Source organism: Bradyrhizobium sp. AUGA SZCCT0160 (assembly GCF_018130105.1).
Taxonomy (GTDB): domain Bacteria; phylum Pseudomonadota; class Alphaproteobacteria; order Rhizobiales; family Xanthobacteraceae; genus Bradyrhizobium.
Genome location: NZ_JAFCMD010000045.1, coordinates 1 through 19,123 on the forward strand (window position 1 = coordinate 1; position 19,123 = coordinate 19,123).

At 61.7% G+C, this 19,123-nt stretch carries 25 protein-coding genes; 14 read left to right on the forward strand and 11 right to left on the reverse strand.

From position 1 onward, the window contains the following. Window positions 1-519: 519 nt before the first annotated feature. On the forward strand, window positions 520-699 hold the full coding sequence (locus tag JQ558_RS36350) for a hypothetical protein (protein WP_212210877.1): 180 nt from the start codon (window positions 520-522) through the stop codon (window positions 697-699). A 255-nt stretch (window positions 700-954) separates the two neighbouring features. Further along, window positions 955-1,275 carry a hypothetical protein gene (locus tag JQ558_RS36355; protein ID WP_212296678.1) on the forward strand — a complete coding sequence of 107 codons (321 nt, stop codon included), beginning with the start codon at window positions 955-957 and terminating at the stop codon, window positions 1,273-1,275. Window positions 1,276-1,431: 156 nt separating this feature from the next. On the opposite strand, the gene JQ558_RS36360 is transcribed toward JQ558_RS36355, so the two are convergent. Then, entirely contained in the window at window positions 1,432-1,800 is a 369-nt protein-coding gene (locus JQ558_RS36360) for a PilZ domain-containing protein (RefSeq protein WP_249142795.1), read from the reverse strand. Between the two features lie 223 nt (window positions 1,801-2,023). On the opposite strand from JQ558_RS36360, the gene JQ558_RS36365 reads away from it, so the two are divergent. From JQ558_RS36365 to JQ558_RS38045, 4 genes are all read left to right on the forward strand, one after another. Beyond that, on the forward strand, window positions 2,024-2,209 hold the full coding sequence (locus JQ558_RS36365) for a hypothetical protein (protein ID WP_212210874.1): 186 nt from the start codon (window positions 2,024-2,026) through the stop codon (window positions 2,207-2,209). Window positions 2,210-2,287: 78 nt separating this feature from the next. Continuing rightward, entirely contained in the window at window positions 2,288-2,515 is a 228-nt protein-coding gene (locus tag JQ558_RS36370; protein WP_212210873.1) for a hypothetical protein, read from the forward strand. A gap of 237 nt (window positions 2,516-2,752) precedes the next feature. Then, window positions 2,753-3,082: a hypothetical protein gene (locus JQ558_RS36375; RefSeq protein ID WP_249119172.1), complete on the forward strand. Its 330-nt coding sequence runs from the start codon at window positions 2,753-2,755 to the stop codon at window positions 3,080-3,082. Window positions 3,083-3,099: 17 nt separating this feature from the next. After that, complete coding sequence (locus JQ558_RS38045) at window positions 3,100-3,225, forward strand: hypothetical protein (RefSeq protein ID WP_283813696.1); 126 nt, start codon at window positions 3,100-3,102, stop codon at window positions 3,223-3,225. Window positions 3,226-3,466: 241 nt separating this feature from the next. Here the strand turns inward: JQ558_RS38045 and JQ558_RS36380 are convergent, their stop codons facing one another. The 3 genes from JQ558_RS36380 to JQ558_RS36390 form a co-directional block, all read right to left on the reverse strand. After that, window positions 3,467-3,697: a hypothetical protein gene (locus JQ558_RS36380; RefSeq protein WP_212296680.1), complete on the reverse strand. Its 231-nt coding sequence runs from the start codon at window positions 3,695-3,697 to the stop codon at window positions 3,467-3,469. A 152-nt stretch (window positions 3,698-3,849) separates the two neighbouring features. Next, window positions 3,850-4,161 carry a HigA family addiction module antitoxin gene (locus JQ558_RS36385; RefSeq protein WP_192740456.1) on the reverse strand — a complete coding sequence of 104 codons (312 nt, stop codon included), beginning with the start codon at window positions 4,159-4,161 and terminating at the stop codon, window positions 3,850-3,852. Window positions 4,162-4,171: 10 nt separating this feature from the next. Beyond that, window positions 4,172-4,450 (reverse strand): type II toxin-antitoxin system RelE/ParE family toxin, encoded by a 279-nt coding sequence (locus tag JQ558_RS36390; RefSeq protein WP_212296681.1) that lies wholly within the window; start codon window positions 4,448-4,450, stop codon window positions 4,172-4,174. Window positions 4,451-4,597: 147 nt separating this feature from the next. Here JQ558_RS36390 and JQ558_RS36395 point away from each other — a divergent pair, with 147 nt between their 5' ends. Continuing rightward, window positions 4,598-5,005, forward strand: a complete 408-nt coding sequence (locus JQ558_RS36395; RefSeq protein ID WP_212296682.1) for a cytochrome c family protein — start codon at window positions 4,598-4,600, stop codon at window positions 5,003-5,005. Between the two features lie 207 nt (window positions 5,006-5,212). Further along, window positions 5,213-5,497, forward strand: coding sequence for a DUF3551 domain-containing protein (locus JQ558_RS36400; protein WP_212296683.1), 285 nt, complete (start codon window positions 5,213-5,215; stop codon window positions 5,495-5,497). 36 nt (window positions 5,498-5,533) lie between these two features. On the opposite strand, the gene gor is transcribed toward JQ558_RS36400, so the two are convergent. The 3 genes from gor to rpiA form a co-directional block, all read right to left on the reverse strand. Next, window positions 5,534-6,922: a glutathione-disulfide reductase gene (gene gor, locus JQ558_RS36405; RefSeq protein WP_212296684.1), complete on the reverse strand. Its 1,389-nt coding sequence runs from the start codon at window positions 6,920-6,922 to the stop codon at window positions 5,534-5,536. Window positions 6,923-7,058: 136 nt separating this feature from the next. Next, a complete protein-coding gene (locus tag JQ558_RS36410; RefSeq protein ID WP_212210866.1) occupies window positions 7,059-7,604 on the reverse strand; it encodes a DUF2059 domain-containing protein in 546 nt (181 codons plus the stop codon). Between the two features lie 25 nt (window positions 7,605-7,629). Next, window positions 7,630-8,340, reverse strand: coding sequence for a ribose-5-phosphate isomerase RpiA (gene rpiA / locus JQ558_RS36415; RefSeq protein WP_212210864.1), 711 nt, complete (start codon window positions 8,338-8,340; stop codon window positions 7,630-7,632). A gap of 147 nt (window positions 8,341-8,487) precedes the next feature. Between rpiA and JQ558_RS36420 the strand changes: the two genes are divergently transcribed. The 5 genes from JQ558_RS36420 (at window position 8,488) to JQ558_RS36440 (ending at window position 13,547) form a co-directional block, all read left to right on the forward strand. Further along, complete coding sequence (locus JQ558_RS36420; protein ID WP_212296685.1) at window positions 8,488-9,174, forward strand: HAD-IA family hydrolase; 687 nt, start codon at window positions 8,488-8,490, stop codon at window positions 9,172-9,174. Between the two features lie 143 nt (window positions 9,175-9,317). After that, a complete protein-coding gene (locus tag JQ558_RS36425) occupies window positions 9,318-9,776 on the forward strand; it encodes a hypothetical protein (RefSeq protein ID WP_212296686.1) in 459 nt (152 codons plus the stop codon). A gap of 224 nt (window positions 9,777-10,000) precedes the next feature. Beyond that, entirely contained in the window at window positions 10,001-11,032 is a 1,032-nt protein-coding gene (gene moaA, locus JQ558_RS36430) for a GTP 3',8-cyclase MoaA (protein WP_212276894.1), read from the forward strand. A 377-nt stretch (window positions 11,033-11,409) separates the two neighbouring features. Further along, window positions 11,410-11,949, forward strand: a complete 540-nt coding sequence (locus tag JQ558_RS36435; RefSeq protein ID WP_212210856.1) for a TRAP transporter small permease subunit — start codon at window positions 11,410-11,412, stop codon at window positions 11,947-11,949. Next, window positions 11,946-13,547, forward strand: coding sequence for a TRAP transporter large permease subunit (locus JQ558_RS36440; RefSeq protein ID WP_212210854.1), 1,602 nt, complete (start codon window positions 11,946-11,948; stop codon window positions 13,545-13,547). The genes JQ558_RS36435 and JQ558_RS36440 overlap by 4 nt, the downstream gene beginning before the upstream one ends. A 103-nt stretch (window positions 13,548-13,650) precedes the next feature. On the opposite strand, the gene JQ558_RS36445 is transcribed toward JQ558_RS36440, so the two are convergent. From JQ558_RS36445 to JQ558_RS36460, 4 genes are all read right to left on the reverse strand, one after another. After that, window positions 13,651-14,739, reverse strand: coding sequence for a TRAP transporter substrate-binding protein (locus JQ558_RS36445; protein WP_212296687.1), 1,089 nt, complete (start codon window positions 14,737-14,739; stop codon window positions 13,651-13,653). 163 nt (window positions 14,740-14,902) lie between these two features. Beyond that, window positions 14,903-15,991 (reverse strand): TRAP transporter substrate-binding protein, encoded by a 1,089-nt coding sequence (locus tag JQ558_RS36450; RefSeq protein WP_212210848.1) that lies wholly within the window; start codon window positions 15,989-15,991, stop codon window positions 14,903-14,905. Between the two features lie 185 nt (window positions 15,992-16,176). Continuing rightward, window positions 16,177-17,313 (reverse strand): Mrp/NBP35 family ATP-binding protein, encoded by a 1,137-nt coding sequence (locus JQ558_RS36455; protein ID WP_212296688.1) that lies wholly within the window; start codon window positions 17,311-17,313, stop codon window positions 16,177-16,179. Window positions 17,314-17,490: 177 nt separating this feature from the next. Beyond that, window positions 17,491-17,928: a VOC family protein gene (locus JQ558_RS36460; RefSeq protein ID WP_209836065.1), complete on the reverse strand. Its 438-nt coding sequence runs from the start codon at window positions 17,926-17,928 to the stop codon at window positions 17,491-17,493. Window positions 17,929-18,139: 211 nt separating this feature from the next. Between JQ558_RS36460 and JQ558_RS36465 the strand changes: the two genes are divergently transcribed. Then, the gene (locus tag JQ558_RS36465) at window positions 18,140-19,009 is read left to right on the forward strand and encodes an NAD(P)-dependent oxidoreductase (RefSeq protein WP_212296689.1); all 870 of its coding nucleotides are present in this window, start codon (window positions 18,140-18,142) and stop codon (window positions 19,007-19,009) included. Window positions 19,010-19,123: the final 114 nt, after the last annotated feature.

Consider the following 19,123-nt stretch of genomic DNA (forward strand, 5'->3'; position numbering starts at 1 on the left):
AAAGCTGCACACGAGCATACAGGGCAGCGGAGAACACCCGGCCTTCCCTGCGCAATGGCTTTACGGCTTATGCCGTGATCTCCCCGGAGACGAGTTCTTGGTTGACTCCGTCACCGCCGGTTCAGCTTGCGCTTAGCCGACGGCTTGACGCCAGCAACGGGCGCCAGGACCACACGGTTTTGCCGTACGCTTAACCCACGCCATCGTCTCAGCGTAAACAAGCGTCCATCGCAACCCGCCCAACGTCCGTGACGACGGCCGACGCCCTCTGAGTGGGACGGGATGGCCAAAGATATGCACCTGATTTTCTTTCCGGTAAACAGAAATATTTTTTATTTCGGGGCTTGACACGGATTCCGTAAATCAGAAGTGACTTACTCCTCGGCTACGCCGGGTGCGGCCGTCAGGCTGATTTGCCGCTGCAATGTGATGCCAGTCACAGCCAAACACCGCTCTGGCCGCCTATTTCCACGACCGAGCCCCCGAGGGGATGGTCCCCTGCTCACCAAGGAGGGAAACATGAGCGCTCCGAAAATGGGAAGAAAGCAGACGCAGGAAATCAACGCCGTCGAATTCACGGCTGCGGAATTGGACGCCGTGTCGGGCGGCAAGCCGCGTATCGATCGGGCCACCATCGAATGGCTCAAGGAAAATTACTTTCCCTGGATGATGAAGACCTCCACCAGGAACATTTGCTGAGGCTGGCTGACGTCACGGATGTGCCTGTCATCGGGCGCGCGTTGCCGCGACCCGGCAGCTCATCCGGACTACGCTTTCAGGAGTTCTCCGTCTCATGGACTGCGACAAACGCTAAGCGTTTGCGCAAGAGATAAACATCCGTTCATCAACCTTGCCGGCAAATTATTTCTTCATCCCGGAAGCATTCATTCGGGAAAAAGTGGAACGTGCGCGCGCACCGCGCATTTATTGCCGATAGCCAGCAGGAGAAACACGATGTTCAAGAAATCCCTGATCGTCGCGGCGTCGCTCGCGTTAGCTTCGTCCGCCTTTGCGCAATCCGGAACCAAATCACCTGGCGCATCGGATAGCTCACCGGGCCATCAGATGCAGGGTGCCAAGAAATCAACGGCTCCGGGTGCGTCGGAATACGCGCCGGGTCACAAGATGAAGGCTGCCAAGAAATCGACGGCACCGGGCGCGTCGGAATACGCGCCCGGTCACAAGATGAAGGCTGCCAAGAAATCGACGGCACCGGGCGCATCGGAACACGCGCCGGGTCAGCAGACCACGGGCAGCGCCACCAAGAAGAAATAGGCTCGCTCGCGAGCGCGACGCGGAGGCCCGGCACCCAAAGTGTCGGGCCTTCGTTTTGCGCGTGGCAAGATTTCGCACCTTGGGCCGGAAATCAGCTTCCATCATTCCCCGATGCGCAAATGCGCATCGGGGAATGACGAAGGTCCGCAAGGCGGGTCAGGCTTCCGCCGTCACGCGCTGAGCTGTGTCGAACAGGTCCGCCTGCGCGTGGGGCTCTACGGCAGAAAGGTCGTTGACCGGCCCTGCGCCTGCTTTGCCGGCGCCCAAAAACTTGACGCCGTAGGTCTTGCCGCGGCGCCAGACGACTTCGCAGGACTGGTGTTTTGGGCGATCGCGCACCAGCGCCAATCCGAACTTGTCGCGGACATCGATCGCGACATCGGTCACGATCCTGGCGCCGCCCGGCGATACGTCGAGCACGAAGCATTCGCGGTTGGTCAGGCCATCGTCGACCGTCATCCAGGCCGGCTGCTTGTGCAGTTGCCGGCGCGGTTCGCGCACCACCTTTGGCTTAAGAGCATCCATCGTCACGGGTGACATCCGTTGGATCAGCAGATCACCAACTTGAAGGTGAGGCCGTAAGGTTCCCTTAGCGCGTTAACGGCGCATTGAATCGAACTTTACGGATTTGCGGCGCGCGCCATCGGGGCGGCCGGCATTGTGACGTCGGTCACAGTCGCTGACCGGCTGCTGTGGTTACTCCATCACCATCGCAAGTGGCTTTTGCCACCAATGAATGGAGACTGACATGACCACCGACAATCGCGAACTCAACGCAATCGAACTCGACGCCGTGAGTGGCGGCATGAAGTGGACGCCCGGTACCAAGAACCCCGACGTGATCGACGCCCGCGGCGGTCAATTGTCGTTCCTCGGATTGACCTTCACCTTCGACATCAACGGCAAGGTCAGCAGCTACGGTCCGAGGCCGTAACCCGGCGCGGGGCGGCGTGGATGCCCCACGCTGCCGCCGCCTTGAGGAACTGATGTTGCCTTAAGGAGTTTTATTTCCATGACCGAACCATTGCCATTGCTGATGGAAAATTCGATCCAGATCGCCTGGGATTATCTCGAGGGGACCGGCGAACTCGGCGATGCCGAAGTCGCGGCGCGCTTCCTGACGGATGCCGTCGAGACCCTGATCCGGCGTGGCGAAACGCGAAAGCTGATGCTCGCGAACCGGGCGATCGACGCCTACAAGCGATTCAAAGCCGAGCGCCTGTTGTCGCTGGTATCTTGAGCCCACCTGCCGACGTTAGCCCGCATGAGCACCGCGGCATGCGGGGGCCAAGACCCGATGTCGCGTTGCTCATCCAGGCTAATGCTGCCTCTCATTTCTGGTGCTGAGCCGGCGCCCGGCCGGGCATCGTCGTTGCATCAACTATGTCAGCGAAAAATAGACGAAGGTGCACACGCCGCCGCTGGAACCAACGCTTCGATTCAAACTTGAATCTGCGTTCCACGGAGTGCCCAGGCCATGACTGGAATGCCGTTAACCGTGCCCTATGGCGCCGACCAAACGCTTTATCTGGTGATGGACACGTTTGGTCCGAGGGATTTGCAGCTTCAGAATCCGATCGAGCGCCCCGATCTCGATACCGTGATCAACGATCTGATGCTGGCGCGTTTCAACAACCCGGTCGGAATCTACGCCTTCAACACGCTCGAACACTGGACCGCCGACATCTCCAAAAATGTCGCAGAGGAAATCCAATGTCGCTGTGATATTGAGGGAGCTCCGGTGCCGGCGCATCTCGAAGACTTTGTTGCAAAGAGCCTGAGCGACGTTCGGACCCGGAAGCCCTAGATGGATTGGAAGCACCAATGAATTGGGTTTACTGGAATACGTTCTGGTCGCTGGTCGTAAGCTCGATCTGGTTCATGACCATCGTCTCGCATCCCGACTCCGTGGTCGTGGATCGCCATCCTCCCAAGCCACCTGTCCGGTAGCGCCTAAAATAGGCGCTGCCAAAAAAGCAGCAGCTCCGCTCCCCGCGGAATCCAGGACGCGCGTGCCGCGCCCGAAAATGCCGAACATCAGATGCGTGGGCCAAGGTCCGGCGGAAGACTTGCATGAACGCCCCCAACGCCTGAATGCGCTGGAGGATTGCAGGCGGTCAACGCCGAAACGCGATGCAGGGAAACGCAATGACACCGTAGTGATACGGAAGACAAATCACCCGCAAATCATCTATGCACACATCATGGAAATCGCCCTCACCGTCATGCTCGCCTTCGTCGGCATTGCCTCCTGCGCGATTGTGATGATCAGGATGTGGGGCCCGGAGGCCTTGGCTTTCCGGAAGAGGTCGCGGCAGGATACGAAGTAGAGGCGCAACAGCTCTGTGGCGGTTTGTAGCCCACATGAGAGCAGCGACATGCGGGTTCGGGCGAATTGAGACCCGGATTTCGCTTCGCTCATCCGGGCTACGCCTGGCGGGCCTTCCGCGTAGTTCCCTGCCAGGCGCCGACTTTCTAGTGGTTACACGCACTTTCTTGGCAGCGGCCTGCTTTGCTGCCTGCTGCATGCTCTCGATCAACTCCCTGCCAAACTTTGTCATGTAAGGGCCAGTGTCAGGCTACGGCCAGCGTCGGGATGTTCTTGATATCCTCTCCAAGCTCCCGCTCGGCCTGATCCAAATCGTATCGCTTTTGCAGATTGAGCCAGAGATCGGGACCGTTGCCGCACAACTTCCCGAGCCGCAACGCCATCACCGGGGTAACCGGCTGCTTCTCCTTCAGGAGATCGTACAACGTCTGACGCGACACGCCGAGCAGCCTGGCGATCTCTGTCTTGGGCCGGTCGAGAGCGGGCAAAATCTCCTCGCGAAGAAGTTCACCGGGATGCATCGGCGGCAAACCACGCTTCGGAAGCTTCTTGGTCATGGCTTGATCCTCAATGGTAGTCCTCCAGATCGACGTCGAGGGCATCGCCTTCGATCCAACCGAATGTAATGCGCCAATTTCCGCTGGCACTGACCGCATAGCGCCCCCGATCGCGGCCGACCAGCGCATGAAACCGGAATCCCGGCAAATTCATATCCTCTGGCCGCGACGCGTCATCGAGCGCCCTCAGTATGTTGGCAATCCGCTTCGGATTCTGAACGCTGAGCCGGCGCCCGTCCCCGGTCGTGAAAAAACGTTCGAGAGCCTTGTCCCGGAACGAGCGGATCATGAGCGATATGTAAGGCAAGACCTTACGATCGTCAAGCAATGCCTTACACGAGGCTTCCGCCTCGTGAGCCGCCGATTACCCCATGGCCAAGGGAAACCTTCGCTGCCTCGTGCGTTTTGTTGGACAGGGGAATACGGAGGACGGCCGATGCGAACCCTTGTTCAAGCCTTGGCCCTGAGCGGGATGGCGTGCCTGACGTTGTCTTCGTCAGCCGCATCGCAAACGCCGGCGCAAGGCGCGGATGCTGCCGCCGGCCAACAGGCGTTCAACAATGCGTGCCGGACCTGCCACACCGTCAAGGAGGGCGATAACCGGCAAGGCCCAAATCTGCACAAAATTATCGGGCGGAAGGCAGGGTCGCTGCCGGACTACGGCTATTCCAGCGCCATGAAGGAGGCGGGCTTCGCCTGGGACGCCGACAAGCTCGAGCGTTTCATGGCTAACGCCGATGCGGTCGTGCCCGGCAACACCATGAAGCCGTATGGCGGTCTCGCATCGGCGGAGGAGCGGGCGAAGATCATTGCTTACTTGCAGTCGGGCGCGGCCGGTCAATGACAGGCGGGGTGGTCGAGCTCACCGGCTATGCCGGGGATCGGCATGTCCGGGTGTCGCTATCTGGTGCGCGGATTGCTCGATGGAAGAAACACGCAAGATTGACACGCGCTCGCTTCACGTGTGGACCTCTCCTGAATACATTGACCTGGATCAATACTGCCGGCGGTCCAAATGCACCGGTGCTGTGCCGACTTCGAGGAAACTCCAATGCGCACTCTGGCTTTGACGATTTTGACGATGAGTTTAGCCTTGGCAGGCGGGCAAGCCCGGGCTCAGGCATATGGCCCAAGTTTTTACGGTCCCCAGGCTTATGAGAACGTTCGGAATAGCTACTGCCTGCAAGGGCGCGTATGGGGCTATCCGGGCAATTGCCAATTCTCCAGCTACGCCCAGTGCATGGCCACCGCTAACGGTACCGACGCCTTTTGCGGGATCAATCCCCACTACGCTTTCGCACTCCAGCGGCGCGGCGACAATCGACCGCGATACTGAGCGCATCTCCCTGCGCCCATCCAGGCTACGCGCGCCCTACTCCGCCGCCGCTTCCCGCACATAGCGCGCCGTCGGCGTCCGCATCGTCACCAGTTCTTCCGCCGCGGTCGGGTGCAGCGCGATGGTGGCGTCGAAATCGGCCTTGGTCGCTTTCATCTTCACGGCGATGCCGACGGCTTGCGTGATCTCGGCGGCGCCTTCGCCGACGATGTGGCAGCCGAGCACGCGGTCGCTCGTGCCGTCGACCACGAGCTTCATCAGGACGCGGGTGTCGCGGCCGGACATCGTCGCCTTGATGGGCCGGAAATCGGTCTTGTAGATATCGACGTGGCTGAACTGCGCGCGGGCTTCGGCTTCGGTGAGGCCCACGGTGCCGACTTCGGGCTGCGAGAACACCGCGGTCGGGATGGTGGCGTGATCGACCTGCACCGGGCGCTTGCCGAACACGGTGTCGGCGAAGGCATGGCCCTCGCGGATCGCCACCGGCGTCAAATTGGTGCGGTGGGTGACGTCGCCGATGGCGTAGATGTTCGGCGTCGACGTTTTCGACCAGGCGTCGACGGCGATGCCGCCGTTCTTCGGATTGATCGCGACATCAGCGGTCTCCAGCCCGAGATTGGCGACGTTGGGATGGCGGCCGATCGCGAACATCACCTGGTCGGAGGCGATGCTCGACCCGCTCGACAGATGCGTGGTGAATTCCTTGCCGTGCTTGTCGACCTTGCTGATGGTGCAGCCGGTGATGATGTTGATGCCCTGCTTCTCCATCTCCGCGCGCACATGCTTGCGCACGTCCTCGTCAAAACCGCGAAGGATGTTGTCGCCGCGATAGATCACGGTGACATCGGCGCCGTAGCCTTTGAAGATGCCGGCGAATTCGAGCGCGATATAGCCGCCGCCCTGGATCACGATACGCTCAGGCAGATCGGTGAGGTGGAACGCTTCGTCCGACGAGATCACATGCTCGATGCCGGGAATTTCCGCGCCATGGTTGGGCCGGCCGCCGGTCGCGATCAGAATGGTTTGCGCGGTGATTTTCTTGCCGTCGGACAGACGCAGCGTGTGGGCGTCTTCCAGCACCGCACGGGCCTTCACCACCTGCGCGCCGGATTTCTCGACATTGGTCGTGTAGATGCCCTCGAGCCGGGCGATCTCCTTGTCCTTGTTGGCGACCAGCGTCTTCCAGTCGAAGGAGATTTCGGGGATGGTCCAGCCGAAGCCCGCGGCGTCCTCGATCTCGTGACGGACGTGCGAGCCGATCACGAACAGTTTTTTCGGCACGCAGCCGCGGATCACGCAGGTGCCGCCCATCCGGTATTCTTCGGCCACCATCACCTTGGCGCCGTAGCCGGCCGCGATGCGCGCGGCGCGGACGCCGCCCGAACCGCCACCGATGACAAACAGATCGACGTCGTATTCAGCCATGTCTACTTTCCGCGAGTGGCGAATAGTGCGTTGCGAATGGCGAATAGCGAATGGTGAGGCGACCCCGCTTCGCGCCTGCTATTCGCTACTCCCTATTCGCCATTCGCCCCTCTACCGCCATTCGCCCTCTACCAGCTCAGATTTCCTTGCCGCGCTTCCTCATCTCGGTGCGGAACTGGCCGTTGATCACCTCGGCAAAGGACTGCGCCCAATCGTTCATATAGGCCATGCTGCCCGAGATCGCCCTCGGTTCGTTCAGGATCAGTTTCTGGCCGAGCGGCGATTTGTAGAACGTCGCCAGGTCCTTCAATTCCTGCTCGGTGAACTCGTTGGCGTAGATCTGCGCCATGCCGTCGCCGATTTCCTTTTCGCGGCCGGCCAGACTCTTGGCGACGATCACGGCGACCTCGTTGAGGTCTTTCTGGTAGTTGAGGTTGGCCCCGAGCAACACGTTCTTGGTCTTCTCGACGAGACCCGGAACGGCGTTGGCGTACATCGCGCTCGCGTTCTTCATGGTCAGGATTTCCTTGGCCGCGGCGATTGCGGCGGGCGACGCCGGCTTGCCGGGTACAGCCACGGTGGCCGCAGGAGCGTTTTTCTGCTGCGCCATGGCCGGCGCTCCGATCAGCGCCAGCGCCACCGCGAGACCCGCAGCCGACAAACTTCCCGAAAAACTCTTCATTCCAATTCTCCTCAAAGATTCGGCGCTATCGCCGCTCAACTACGCGAATTCCCTGTGCGCCGGCCAGCACGGCCGTGCGCGCCAGACCAATGAACAGACCGTGTTCGACGACGCCCGGGATCACGCTCAACAAGCCTGCCAGTCGCGGCGCATCCGGTATTTCCCCGAGATGGGCATCCACAATCCAGTGGCCGCCATCGGTGACAAAAACGTGGCCGTCCTTGGTCTTCCGGACCTCCATTTGCCCGGAAACGCCGCTTTGCGCAAATGCCCCACATTCTAGAAAGGCTTGCACGATCGCCCGCTGCGTCGCCGCAAGCCCGAACGGGATCACCTCGATCGGCAGGGGGAAGCGGCCGAGAACATCGACCCATTTGCTGTCGTCGGCGATCACGATCATGCGATCGGAGGCCGCCGCCACGATCTTCTCCCGCAGCAGCGCGCCGCCGCCGCCCTTGATGAGATTGAGCGCGCCGTCGCACTCGTCGGCGCCGTCGACGGTGAGATCGAGATGGTCGATCTCGTCGAGCGTGGTCAGCGGCACGCCGCAGGCCTGCGCCTGTGCGCGGGTCGCCTCGGAGGTCGGCACACCGATCACGCGCATGCCCTTCGCGACTTTCTCGCCGAGCAGTTCGACAAAGTGTTTGGCGGTCGAGCCGGTGCCGAGCCCGAGCTTCATGCCGTCCTGTACATGCTCCAGCGCGCGCGCCGCCGCCTGCCGTTTCAATGCGTCCATGTCCACGTGGATATGCCCTTTGAAGATCCGCCGGTCTGGCGGCGCATATCTAGCGTCGTTTGGCGGGCAGGAATAGCGCAAACGAGGGCTAAATCGGCCCTATCGACCCACTTGCATCATCACGCCCGGGCCGGTAGCGAATGGCAAATGACAGCTCCCCGCACGCTCGTATTCGATCTCGACGGCACGCTCGTCGAAACCGCGCCCGACCTGATTGGCGCGCTCAACTTCGTGCTGGACCGCGAAGGCCTGGCGCCTGTTCCACTCGCGAAGGCGCGCAACATGATCGGCGCCGGCGCGCGCAAGCTGATCGAGCGCGGCCTCGAACTCGAGGACCGCTCCGTGAGCGTGGATGAGCTCAACCGGCTGACCAAGGATTTCGTCGCCTATTATGCCGAACATATCGCCGATGAATCGCGCCCCTTCGAGGGGCTCGAAGCGGCGCTGGATGAACTGGAAGGGCAAGGCTTTCGCTTTGCGGTCTGCACCAACAAGCTGGAATGGCTTTCAAAACTGCTGCTCGACAAGCTCGACCTCAGCAAGCGGTTCGCCGCGATCTGCGGCGCGGACACGTTTGGCGTCTCAAAGCCCGATCCGGTGATCCTGCAGCAGACGCTGGCCCGGGCCGGCGCGCAGCTCGCCGGCGCCATCATGGTCGGCGATGCCGGTCCCGACGTCGGCGTGGCCCGGCGCGCAGGCATTCCCGTGATCGGGGTCGAATTCGGCTACACCGACGTGCCGATCGCCGAGCTGAAGCCGGACCGGCTGATCGGCCATTTTCGCGAGCTGCCGGCGGCGGTGAACAGCCTGATTGGCGCCACTTCATCCACGTAACATATTGATTTATATACAGTATATTGATCGTTCCGTGCCGACATTAATCATCCTTTAGCGAATCTGCACGGCGTGGTTGCGGCCCTGTTCTCACGCTCCTATGGTCCGGCTCGGGGATTGTGGCTGATCGCCGCAGGTGAGTGATGATCATAAGTCGTGTGTTCGCGATTGCCGTCGCCGGAGCTTCTCTGGCCGGCTGTTCCACCTTTTCCATGGATTCCTTCAAGCCGACGCCGCCGCCGATCCAGGTCCAGCTGGAATCGGTGCCACCAGGGGCGGATGCCACCACCTCGGTCGGACCGGGCTGCAAGACCCCCTGCTCGGTTGCGGTCGCCGCCCCCGACGCCGGCTTCACCGTCACCTTCGCGATGCCGAGGTTCCAACCGGTCACGGTTCCGGTACAGGTGGTCCGCGACCCCGGCGACTTCACGACGCCTGCCTCCGTCACGGTCGATCCCAATCCCGTGGTCGCCGAGCTGAAGCCCGCTGGGCCGCCGCCGCGCAAAATGCGGCCGAAGAAGCCGAAGCCTGCAGCAGCTGCGCCCGCCGCCGCCTCGCCGTTCCCGAGCCCCGCCGCGCCGGCGGCGCAGCCGGCCCGCTGATCGGCACCGCACCCGAAAGCTGTGGATTGTAGCCATCCCGCTTCGTGCCTATATCCCGGCCCTGATCGAAATCAGAACCGGGATATAAGTCTTTCGTTTTAACGCGCTTTCTTCACGCCAACCGGTATCCACTTCGCTCAAAAGCGCTATAGGATGATGGGTGACAGGCGTAGCGGCGGTTCCGCCGCACGCGGCGCGCAGGCAGGGTTTGCAAGGCAGTTTGGATGAGCGGATTGTCGACTTCTCCCGATCAGCTGTTCTCTCCGATGACCGATCCGTTCGGGCGGACCATCCGTTATCTGCGGGTCTCCGTCACCGATCGCTGCGACCTGCGCTGCTTCTATTGCATGTCCGAGGACATGACGTTCCTGCCGAAAGCCGATCTGCTGACGCTGGAAGAACTCGACCGGCTGTGCTCGGCCTTCGTCGCCAAGGGCGTGCGCAAAATCCGCCTCACCGGCGGTGAGCCGCTGGTCCGGCGCAACGTGATGTCGCTGGTGCGCTCGCTGTCGCGGCATCTTTCGAGCGGCGCGCTCGATGAGTTGACGCTGACCACCAATGGCTCGCAGCTGGCGCGCTTTGCCGGCGAGTTGCGCGACGCCGGCGTGCGCCGGATCAACGTCTCGCTGGACACGCTCGATCCCGCCAAGTTCCGCGCCATCACGCGCTGGGGCGACATCGACAAGGTGCTGGCCGGCATTGAAGCTGCGCGCGCGGCGGGCCTTGCGGTGAAGATCAACGCGGTGGCGCTGAAGAACATGAACGAGGAGGAGATCCCCTCGCTGATGCAATGGGCGCACGACAAGGGCATGGCGCTGACGCTGATCGAAGTGATGCCGATGGGCGACATCGGAGAAGGCCGGATCGATCAATACGTGCCGCTGTCGTTGTTGCGCGCGCGTCTCGCCCAGCACTACACGCTAACCGACCTCGACGACGACACCGGCGGCCCTGCCCGCTATGTCCGCGTCAGCGAGACCGGCGGCAAGCTCGGCTTCATCACGCCGATGACCCATAATTTCTGCGAGTCCTGTAACCGGGTACGGATCACCTGCACCGGCACGCTGCACACCTGCCTCGGTCACGAGGATGCCTCCGATTTGCGCAAACCCTTGCGGGCATCTGCCGACAACGACCTGCTCTCCGCCGCGATCGATCGCGCCATCGGCCTGAAGCCGAAGGGCCACGACTTCATCATCGACCGCCGCCATAACCGCCCCAGCGTCAGCCGCCACATGAGCGTTACCGGCGGTTGAAATTTCAGCGTGTATTTTCGCCATCCCGCGCAACCAAGCGCGTCCTCCCCACGCAACTGAAAGCCCGCGTCAATTTGTCCATTTTCCGATTGACGCCGCCACAACGCACTGAAATGGTGCGCCTGCTTTACGCCAGCACGGCCGGATGGGCCGCTGCTCCCTCATGGAGCAGCCAAGACGGCGAAAGCGTGCGAACGGGGGAGGACTATCGTTGCAATCGCTCCAGCGAATGAGCTGCGAACCTGCGCGTTTTTCGCGCCGGAACGAAGCTGCGCGTTTGCCGCGCGGCAGCGGCTGTGCGCGCCTGACGCGGGGTGGCGACGCAATATCAATGAAGAAATCCGGCGCATGTCGATGACGTGCCCGAGGAGAACGTAATGCGTCCATTGTTGGCAATCAGTAACGGCATCGACTGGATCAACGAGCAACTGGGCGGCATCTGCAACTGGCTCGTGCTCGCCGCCTGCCTGGTCAGCGCCGCCAACGCGATGATCCGCTACGCGTTCGGCTACAGCTCCAACAGCTGGCTCGAATTGCAGTGGTACATGTTCGCCGTCTTCGTGATGTTCGGCGCCTCCTATACCTTCAAGAAGAACGAGCATGTTCGCGTCGAACTTCTCTATCTCATGCTGTCCGAACGCGGACAGCTCTGGCTCGACATGATCGGAACGCTGTTTTTCCTGATCCCGTCCTGCCTGCTGCTGGCCTACCTGTCGTGGCCATTCTTCATGCAATCCTACGCCGTCAGCGAGATTTCGAGCAACGCCGGCGGCCTGGTGCGGTGGCCGATCAAGGCCGTCGTTCCCGTGGGCTTCGTTTTTCTCGCTCTGCAAGGTGTCTCCGAAGTGATCAAGCGTATCGCGGCGTTGAAGGGCTATGTGATGATCGACGCCAAATACGAGAGGCCAGTGCAATGATTACGCTGGAAATGATGCCGCCGCTGATGTTCGGCGGCTTGATTCTGGCCATGCTGATCGGCTTCCCGGTGGCCTTCACGCTGGCCGCGCTCGGGCTGTCGTTCGGATTCCTGTCGATCTATCTCGGCTTCTTCGACATGAACTTCCTGCAGGCCATTCCGGGCCGCATCTTCGGCAGCGTGCTCTCCAACGAATTGCTGCTGGCGATCCCCTTCTTCACCTTCATGGGCTCGATCCTGGAACGGTGCGGGCTGGCGGAAGACATGCTGGACTCGATGGGTCAGCTGTTCGGACCGGTCCGCGGCGGCCTCGGCTATTCCGTCATCATCGTCGGCTTCATCCTCGGCGCGATCACCGGCACGGTGGCGGCGCAGGTCATCGCCATGGCGCTGATCTCGATGCCGGTGATGATGCGCTACGGCTACAACATTCGCTACATCACCGGCGTGCTCGCCGCGTCCGGCACGATCACCCAATTGGTGCCGCCCTCGCTGGTGCTGATCGTGATGGCCGACCAGCTCGGCAAGTCGGTCGGCGACATGTATCTCGGCGCCTGGGGGCCATCCATCCTCCAGATCGCCCTGTTCGCCGGCTATACGTTCATGCTCGGCCTCATCAAACCGGATCACGTCCCTCCGGTTCCGAGAGACGCGCTCACGCTGACGGGCTGGCCGCTCTGGAAGAAATGCCTGATGGGCATCATTCCGTCAGCCGTTCTGATCTTCGTGGTGCTGGGTACCATGATGCTCGGCCTCGCAACGCCGACCGAAGCCGGCGCGATGGGCGCCGTCGGCGCCATCGTCCTCGCCGCGATCCACCACAAGGATCTGAGCAGCAAGGGGCAAAAGATGCTCCTGCTCGGCATCGCCGCCACCGGTGTCGCCGTGATCGTCGGCATCCTGCTCGGTGAAGGCAAGATGTTGAAGCTCACCTTCGCGGTGGTCTATCTCGCCGTCGTCTGGCTTTGCCTCGAAGCCGTCCGCATCCCGGACCTGCGCGGCCTGATCAAGCAAGGCTACGAGTCGACGATGCGCCTCTCCACCATGGTGGTGTTCATCCTGATCGGCTCGACCTGCTTCTCGGTGGTGTTCCTCGGCGTCTCCGGCGGCGTCTGGCTCGAGCATCATCTGACCTCGATCCCCGGCGGCGTCTGGGGCTTCCTGATCTTCATCAATGTCTTCATCTTCTTCCTGGCGTTCTTCCTCGACTTCTTCGAGATCGCCTTCATCATCCTGCCGATGGTCGCGCCGATTGCGCAGAAGGTGCTGGCGCCGGTCGTGGGACCGGACGCGGCGCTGATCTGGTTCGGTGTCATGCTCTGCGTCAACATGCAGACCTCGTTCCTGCATCCGCCGTTCGGCTTTGCGCTGTTCTATCTGCGTGGCGTCGCGCCGAAGGAAGTGAAGAGCTCCGACATCTATTGGGGCGCCCTGCCCTGGATCGGCCTGCAGGCGATCATGGTGGCGCTCGTGGTCGCTTTCCCGACCATAGTGACCGTGTTCCTCGACAAGCCGCTCGACGTCGATCTCAGCAAGGTCAGGATCGAGGTGCCGCAGATCGAACTGCCACCGCTGGATTTCGGGCAACCGAAACAATAGCGGGCGCGATTCCCGCCAAGAATCTCAAAGATTCCTGTAACGAAAAACCCCGGAGCTTTCGCTCCGGGGTTTTTGTTTGTCGAAGCTGCTGCCTGCTTGACGATCAGCCCTGCGGGTTGCGCGCCATGAAGCTGTCGTAACCGAGCTCGGCGACCTGGAACCACTGGTATCCGTTGCTCGTGAAACCGTTCAGCGAGTCCAGAACCTTCTTGAAGTTCGGATTGGTCGCCGACGTCTCGGCATAGATTTCCTTGGTCGCCTTCAGGCAGGCCTGCATGATCGGCGGCGAGAAGCTGTGCAACTTGGTGCCACCGGCGAGCAATTTTTTCAGCGACGGCGGATTGAGCTGGTCGTACTTCGCCATCATCCAGCTGTTGGCGGACTGCCCTGCCAACTCGAGAACGGTTTGATAGTATTTCGGCAGCGCGTTCCACTTGTCGAGATTGACGATGCCGAGCAGCATCGGACCGCCTTCCCACCAACCGGGATAGTAATAATGCGGCGCGACCTTGTTGAAGCCGAGCTTCTCATCGTCGTAAGGGCCGACCCATTCCGCCGCGTCGATCGTACCTTTTTCGAGCGCAGGATAGATGTCGCCGCCGGCCAGCTGCTGTGGCACGACGCCCAGCTTCTGCATGACGCGGCCGGCGAAGCCGCCGATGCGCATCTTCAGTCCCTTCAGGTCGTCGACGGTGTTGATCTCCTTGCGGAACCAGCCGCCCATCTGGCAACCGGTATTGCCGGCCAGAAACGACGTGACGTTATAGCTCTTGTAGAATTCGTTGAGCAGCTCCCTGCCGCCGCCCTGCATGTACCAGGCCTGGTTGAGGCGCTGGTTGGGTCCGAACGGCACCGCCGTGCCGAAAGCAAACGTCGGGTCCTTGCCGAAGTAATAGTAGGACGCGGTATGTCCCATCTCGACGGTACCGTTTTGCACGGCATCGAGGACTTGCAGGCCCGGAACGATTTCACCGCCGGCAAAGGTCTGGAGCTGGAATTTGTTGTCGGTGGCTTCGGCGACCTGCTTGGCCATCACCTCAACCCCGCCCCACAGCGTGTCGAGCGATTTCGGCCAGCTCGCCGTCAGCCGCCATTTGATTTCCGGCATCGATTGCGCGATCGCCGGCGCCGCCAGAGTTGCGGCACCCGCGGCGCCAATACCTGTGACCTTGAGAAAATCTCTTCTTTTCATGGAATCCTACCCTTGTGGTTGTGTGTCCGAGAGCCTTCTTGCCGAGGCTTTGGGCGCACCATGGAACATCCGGTTCCCGATTTCCATCCCGAACTGCAAGGTAACGCAAAAAGCCCGGCCTCCTCGCGGAGACCGGGCTCGCTTGTGCGACTTAGGAATTAGATCAGCCGCGCGTGCGCGAACGGATCATGAAGCTGTCGAAGGTGTATTCGGCGACCTGCCACCACAGATACTGGTCGGAGCGGTAGGCCTGCATCGAATCGATGGTCTTCTTGAAGTCGGCATTCTTGGCCGACAGTTCGGTCCACAGCTCGTTGGTCGCCTTCAGGCAGGCTTCCAGCACTTCGTTGGTGAAGGGACGCAGCTGGGTGCCGCCGGCAACCAGGCGCTTCAATGCGGCCGGATTGAGCATGTCATAGCGTTCGTTCATCCAGGCGTTGGCGTGCGCCGAAGCGTTGGTGAGGATCGCCTGATAGTTCTTCGGCAGCGAATTCCACTTCTCCAGATTGGTGAAGGCGTGGACCATCGGGCCGCCTTCCCAGAAGCCGGGGTAATAATAGAACTTCGCGACCTTCTGGAAGCCGAGCTTTTCGTCGTCATACGGACCGACCCACTCGGCGGCGTCGATGGTGCCCTTTTCCAGCGCCGGGTAGATGTCGCCGCCGGCGATCTGCTGCGGCACGACGCCGACCTTCTGCAACACCTGACCGGCGATACCGCCGATGCGGAATTTGAGACCCGACATGTCGGCGACCGTCTTGATCTCCTTGCGGAACCAGCCACCCATCTGCGTGCCAGTGTTGCCGCAGGGGAAGCCGATCACGCCGAACTTCTTGAAGAACTCGTTGCCGAGTTCGCCGCCACCGCCCTGCGACCACCAGGAGTTCTGCTGGCGCGCGTTCAGGCCGAACGGAACCGACGCAAAGATCGCAAAGGTCGGGTCCTTGCCGACGTAATAATAGGAGACGGTGTGGCACATCTCGACCGTGCCGTTGGAGGTGGCGTCGAGCGCCTGCAGACCGGGAACGACCTCGCCCGCGGCGAAGACCTGGATCTGGAATTTGTTGTCGGTCATTTCGGCGACATATTTCGACAGCTGGTCAGCACCGCCGTAAATCGTGTCGAGCGACTTCGGGAAGCTCGACGTCAAGCGCCATTTGATTTCAGGCGAGGATTGCGCGATCGCCGGCGAGGCAACGGCTGTCGCGGCAGCACCGGCCGCTGAAACTTTCAAAAAATCACGACGCTTCATTCAGGCATCTCCTTAAAGTCGGGGCGTTTCCCAATTTCCGCGAGCGATCCTCCGGCGGGGCGAATTCCACGTCATCCGGGGCGCTCTGGCGGGGGCGCTTTAACATGGAAGTTGGCCAACGAAAACGCGACAAAGGCATGACTGCACTGATTAAACGAAAGTCTCAGGGAAGCAGAATAAGGCCCTCAGGCGGCTGCATTTGCGCCCTGAAGCTGGTCGCGGACCTTGGTACCGATCTCGCGGTAGATCGCGGCGTGCGGACCATCCGGCTCGCTCGCCACCACCGGGTTACCGGAGTCCGAGGTAGTGCGAATCGACATGTGCAGCGGGACCTCGCCCAGAAACGGCACACCCAGCCGCTCGGCCTCGTGCCGCGCCCCGCCATGACCGAAAATGTCCGACCGGGTGCCGCAATGCGGGCACTGGAAATAGCTCATGTTCTCGACGATGCCGAGCACGGGCACGTTGACCTTCTTGAACATGGCAAGGCCGCGCCGCGCGTCGATCAGGGAGAGATCCTGCGGGGTCGAGATGATGACCGCCCCCTTCAGCGGCACGTTCTGCGCCAGCGTCAGCTGCGCGTCGCCGGTGCCGGGCGGCATGTCGACCACGAGAATGTCGAGCGTGCCCCATGCCACGTCGCGCAGCATCTGGGTGATCGCCGACATCACCATCGGTCCGCGCCAGATCATCGCGGTTTCTTCCTCGACCAGGAAGCCGATCGACATGATGGCAAGACCGAAGCGTTCGATCGGAATCATCTTGCGGTCGTCGTTCAGTTTCGGCTTCTCGTGAATGCCGGTCAGCCGCGGCACCGAGGGGCCGTAAATATCAGCGTCGAGCAGGCCGACGCGCAGGCCGAGATCGCGCAAGCCCAGCGCGAGATTGAGCGCCGTCGTCGACTTGCCGACGCCGCCCTTGCCGGAGGCCACCGCAATCACGGCGGCGACGCCGGGAATTTCTGCTTGCCTGGACATCGGCGACGCCGGGCTTTGCGGCGGCTTATGCGCCGACACCGGCTGCACGCCGTGCGCATGGCGATGCGGCTGAGGTGGCGGCGGCGGCGCCGCGCCGGGCTTGCGCTCGGCGGTCAGCGCGATCATCGCCACGCTGACGCCGGGAATGGCGCGAACCGCGGCTTCCGCCTGCGCCCGCACGCTTTCCCACGCGCGCGCCTCCGCGGCGTCGACGTTGATGGAGAAGAACACTTTGCCGTCAGTGGCGGTGATCGCCGACAGCACATTGGCATTGGTCAAGGCAACGCCGCGCGGCGAAGCCACCTTGGCCAATGCATCGAGAACCTGTTGCTGCGTTACGCTCACGGCACGTCTCCTGGAGCCTAGAGCCTTTTCCGTTCCGATAAAATCGGAACGGGGCTCTAGATTCTCGTTTGACGCGTTTTCTTGACGCGAACCGGAGTCCACTTCGCTGGAAAACGCTCTAGTCGGTTCCGATTGCATCAGAACCGGGGCCCTCTTAGAGCGTTGCAGCCCAAAAGGCTACCTTGCTCCGACGTCGTCCCGGCGCTCGGCCGGGGCCACGACCCCGCCCTCCTTGGCGGCCTCGTAGTTCAATTCGACCATGACGCCGTTGGGATCGGTGACGAAGATCTGCCAAAGATCGCCGCCGGGAACCTGGCGCGAGTCGAACTCCGTCCCCTTGGATTTGAGCCGCTGCTGCATGCCGGCAAAGCCCGTGCTGGCGAAGGCGACGTGATGGACCACGCCGGAGTCAGGCTTTTGGGGCTCATCGGTCTTGGAAATATCGACCAGATGCACCACCGCCTTGCCCTCCGAGTACATCCACGCGCCGGGGAAGGCGAAGTTCGGCCGGGCGCCCTTTTCCAGGCCCAGGATATCCTCGTAAAAACGGACCGTGTCGGCGAGATTCCGGGTCCGGATGTTGAAATGATCGAGCACGCCCACGCTGACGCCCATGCGATCTCACTCCCTTTTTTGTGAGTTGTTTGAACCGTCCGACATTAGCACGAAACCGGCCTTTTCAGCCAAACGAAGGCGTTGCCCTCCATGACGCAGAGGTTATGGTGCGGCCACCCGCCTCAGGGTTCCGCCCGGCCCTTCCCAGCTTCGGTCGAAGTCCGGCCCCCCAAAGATCAAGCCCGCAAGGGCAAACGATAAGGTAGCACACATGGCTAAAGTCGCTTTTCTCGGTCTCGGCGTGATGGGTTTCCCGATGGCGGGCCATCTGGTGAAAAAAGGCGGCCACCAGGTCACCGTTTACAACCGGACCGGAGCCAAGGCGAAGGAATGGGCGGACAAGTTCGGCGGCCGCACCGCGCCGACGCCAAAGGCCGCAGCCGAAGGCCAGGACTTCGTGATGTGCTGCGTCGGCAATGACAATGATTTGCGCGCCGTCACGATCGGCGCTGACGGCGCCTTTGCCGGCATGGCGAAGGGCGCGACCTTCGTCGACCACACCACCGCGTCAGCCGAAGTCGCCCGCGAGCTCGATGCCGCCGCCACCAAAGCGGGCTTCAAATTCATCGATGCGCCGGTGTCCGGCGGCCAGGCCGGCGCCGAAAATGGCGTCCTGACCGTGATGTGCGGCGGCGCCGCGGACGCCTATGCCGGCGCCGAGCCCGTGATCGCGGCCTATGCGCGGATGTGCAAGCTGCTGGGACCCGCCGGTTCCGGTCAGTTAACAAAGATGGTCAACCAGATCTGTATTGCGGGGCTGGTTCAGGGCCTCTCCGAAGGCATTCATTTTGCGAAAAAATCCGGCCTCGACGTCCAGGCCGTGATCGAGACCATCTCCAAGGGCGCCGCGCAGTCCTGGCAGATGGAGAACCGCTACAAGACCATGAACGACGGCAAGTTCGATTTCGGCTTTGCAGTCGAATGGATGCGCAAGGACCTGTCGATCTGCATCGCCGAATCCCGCCGCAACGGCGCCAATCTGCCGGTCACCGCGCTGGTCGATCAGTTCTATTCCGAAGTCGAGAAAATGGGCGGCAAGCGCTGGGACACGTCGAGCTTGCTGGCAAGGCTGCAGCGCTGAGCGAGACATTTGCAGCCTTCGTCATGCCCGGGCTAGCGCGTGATGGCATTAGGTTCGATAGCCTGAGTTTTTGAGGTAGTTGGCACATTCCTCTGAGGTGAAGGCATCGAGTGC

Excerpts from the sequence above, each read along its gene's own strand:
- JQ558_RS36350 (WP_212210877.1), top strand. The coding sequence starts at position 520 with ATGAGCGCTCCGAAAATGGGAAGAAAGCAGACGCAGGAAATCAACGCC.
- JQ558_RS36355 (WP_212296678.1), top strand. The coding sequence starts at position 955 with ATGTTCAAGAAATCCCTGATCGTCGCGGCGTCGCTCGCGTTAGCTTCG.
- JQ558_RS36360 (WP_249142795.1), bottom strand. The coding sequence starts at position 1,800 with ATGGATGCTCTTAAGCCAAAGGTGGTGCGCGAACCGCGCCGGCAACTG.
- JQ558_RS36365 (WP_212210874.1), top strand. The coding sequence starts at position 2,024 with ATGACCACCGACAATCGCGAACTCAACGCAATCGAACTCGACGCCGTG.
- JQ558_RS36370 (WP_212210873.1), top strand. The coding sequence starts at position 2,288 with ATGACCGAACCATTGCCATTGCTGATGGAAAATTCGATCCAGATCGCC.
- JQ558_RS36375 (WP_249119172.1), top strand. The coding sequence starts at position 2,753 with ATGACTGGAATGCCGTTAACCGTGCCCTATGGCGCCGACCAAACGCTT.
- JQ558_RS38045 (WP_283813696.1), top strand. The coding sequence starts at position 3,100 with ATGAATTGGGTTTACTGGAATACGTTCTGGTCGCTGGTCGTAAGCTCG.
- JQ558_RS36380 (WP_212296680.1), bottom strand. The coding sequence starts at position 3,697 with ATGAGCGAAGCGAAATCCGGGTCTCAATTCGCCCGAACCCGCATGTCG.
- JQ558_RS36385 (WP_192740456.1), bottom strand. The coding sequence starts at position 4,161 with ATGACCAAGAAGCTTCCGAAGCGTGGTTTGCCGCCGATGCATCCCGGT.
- JQ558_RS36390 (WP_212296681.1), bottom strand. The coding sequence starts at position 4,450 with ATGATCCGCTCGTTCCGGGACAAGGCTCTCGAACGTTTTTTCACGACC.
- JQ558_RS36395 (WP_212296682.1), top strand. The coding sequence starts at position 4,598 with ATGCGAACCCTTGTTCAAGCCTTGGCCCTGAGCGGGATGGCGTGCCTG.
- JQ558_RS36400 (WP_212296683.1), top strand. The coding sequence starts at position 5,213 with ATGCGCACTCTGGCTTTGACGATTTTGACGATGAGTTTAGCCTTGGCA.
- gor (WP_212296684.1), bottom strand. The coding sequence starts at position 6,922 with ATGGCTGAATACGACGTCGATCTGTTTGTCATCGGTGGCGGTTCGGGC.
- JQ558_RS36410 (WP_212210866.1), bottom strand. The coding sequence starts at position 7,604 with ATGAAGAGTTTTTCGGGAAGTTTGTCGGCTGCGGGTCTCGCGGTGGCG.
- rpiA (WP_212210864.1), bottom strand. The coding sequence starts at position 8,340 with ATGGACGCATTGAAACGGCAGGCGGCGGCGCGCGCGCTGGAGCATGTA.
- JQ558_RS36420 (WP_212296685.1), top strand. The coding sequence starts at position 8,488 with ATGACAGCTCCCCGCACGCTCGTATTCGATCTCGACGGCACGCTCGTC.
- JQ558_RS36425 (WP_212296686.1), top strand. The coding sequence starts at position 9,318 with ATGATCATAAGTCGTGTGTTCGCGATTGCCGTCGCCGGAGCTTCTCTG.
- moaA (WP_212276894.1), top strand. The coding sequence starts at position 10,001 with ATGAGCGGATTGTCGACTTCTCCCGATCAGCTGTTCTCTCCGATGACC.
- JQ558_RS36435 (WP_212210856.1), top strand. The coding sequence starts at position 11,410 with ATGCGTCCATTGTTGGCAATCAGTAACGGCATCGACTGGATCAACGAG.
- JQ558_RS36440 (WP_212210854.1), top strand. The coding sequence starts at position 11,946 with ATGATTACGCTGGAAATGATGCCGCCGCTGATGTTCGGCGGCTTGATT.
- JQ558_RS36445 (WP_212296687.1), bottom strand. The coding sequence starts at position 14,739 with ATGAAAAGAAGAGATTTTCTCAAGGTCACAGGTATTGGCGCCGCGGGT.
- JQ558_RS36450 (WP_212210848.1), bottom strand. The coding sequence starts at position 15,991 with ATGAAGCGTCGTGATTTTTTGAAAGTTTCAGCGGCCGGTGCTGCCGCG.
- JQ558_RS36460 (WP_209836065.1), bottom strand. The coding sequence starts at position 17,928 with ATGGGCGTCAGCGTGGGCGTGCTCGATCATTTCAACATCCGGACCCGG.
- JQ558_RS36465 (WP_212296689.1), top strand. The coding sequence starts at position 18,140 with ATGGCTAAAGTCGCTTTTCTCGGTCTCGGCGTGATGGGTTTCCCGATG.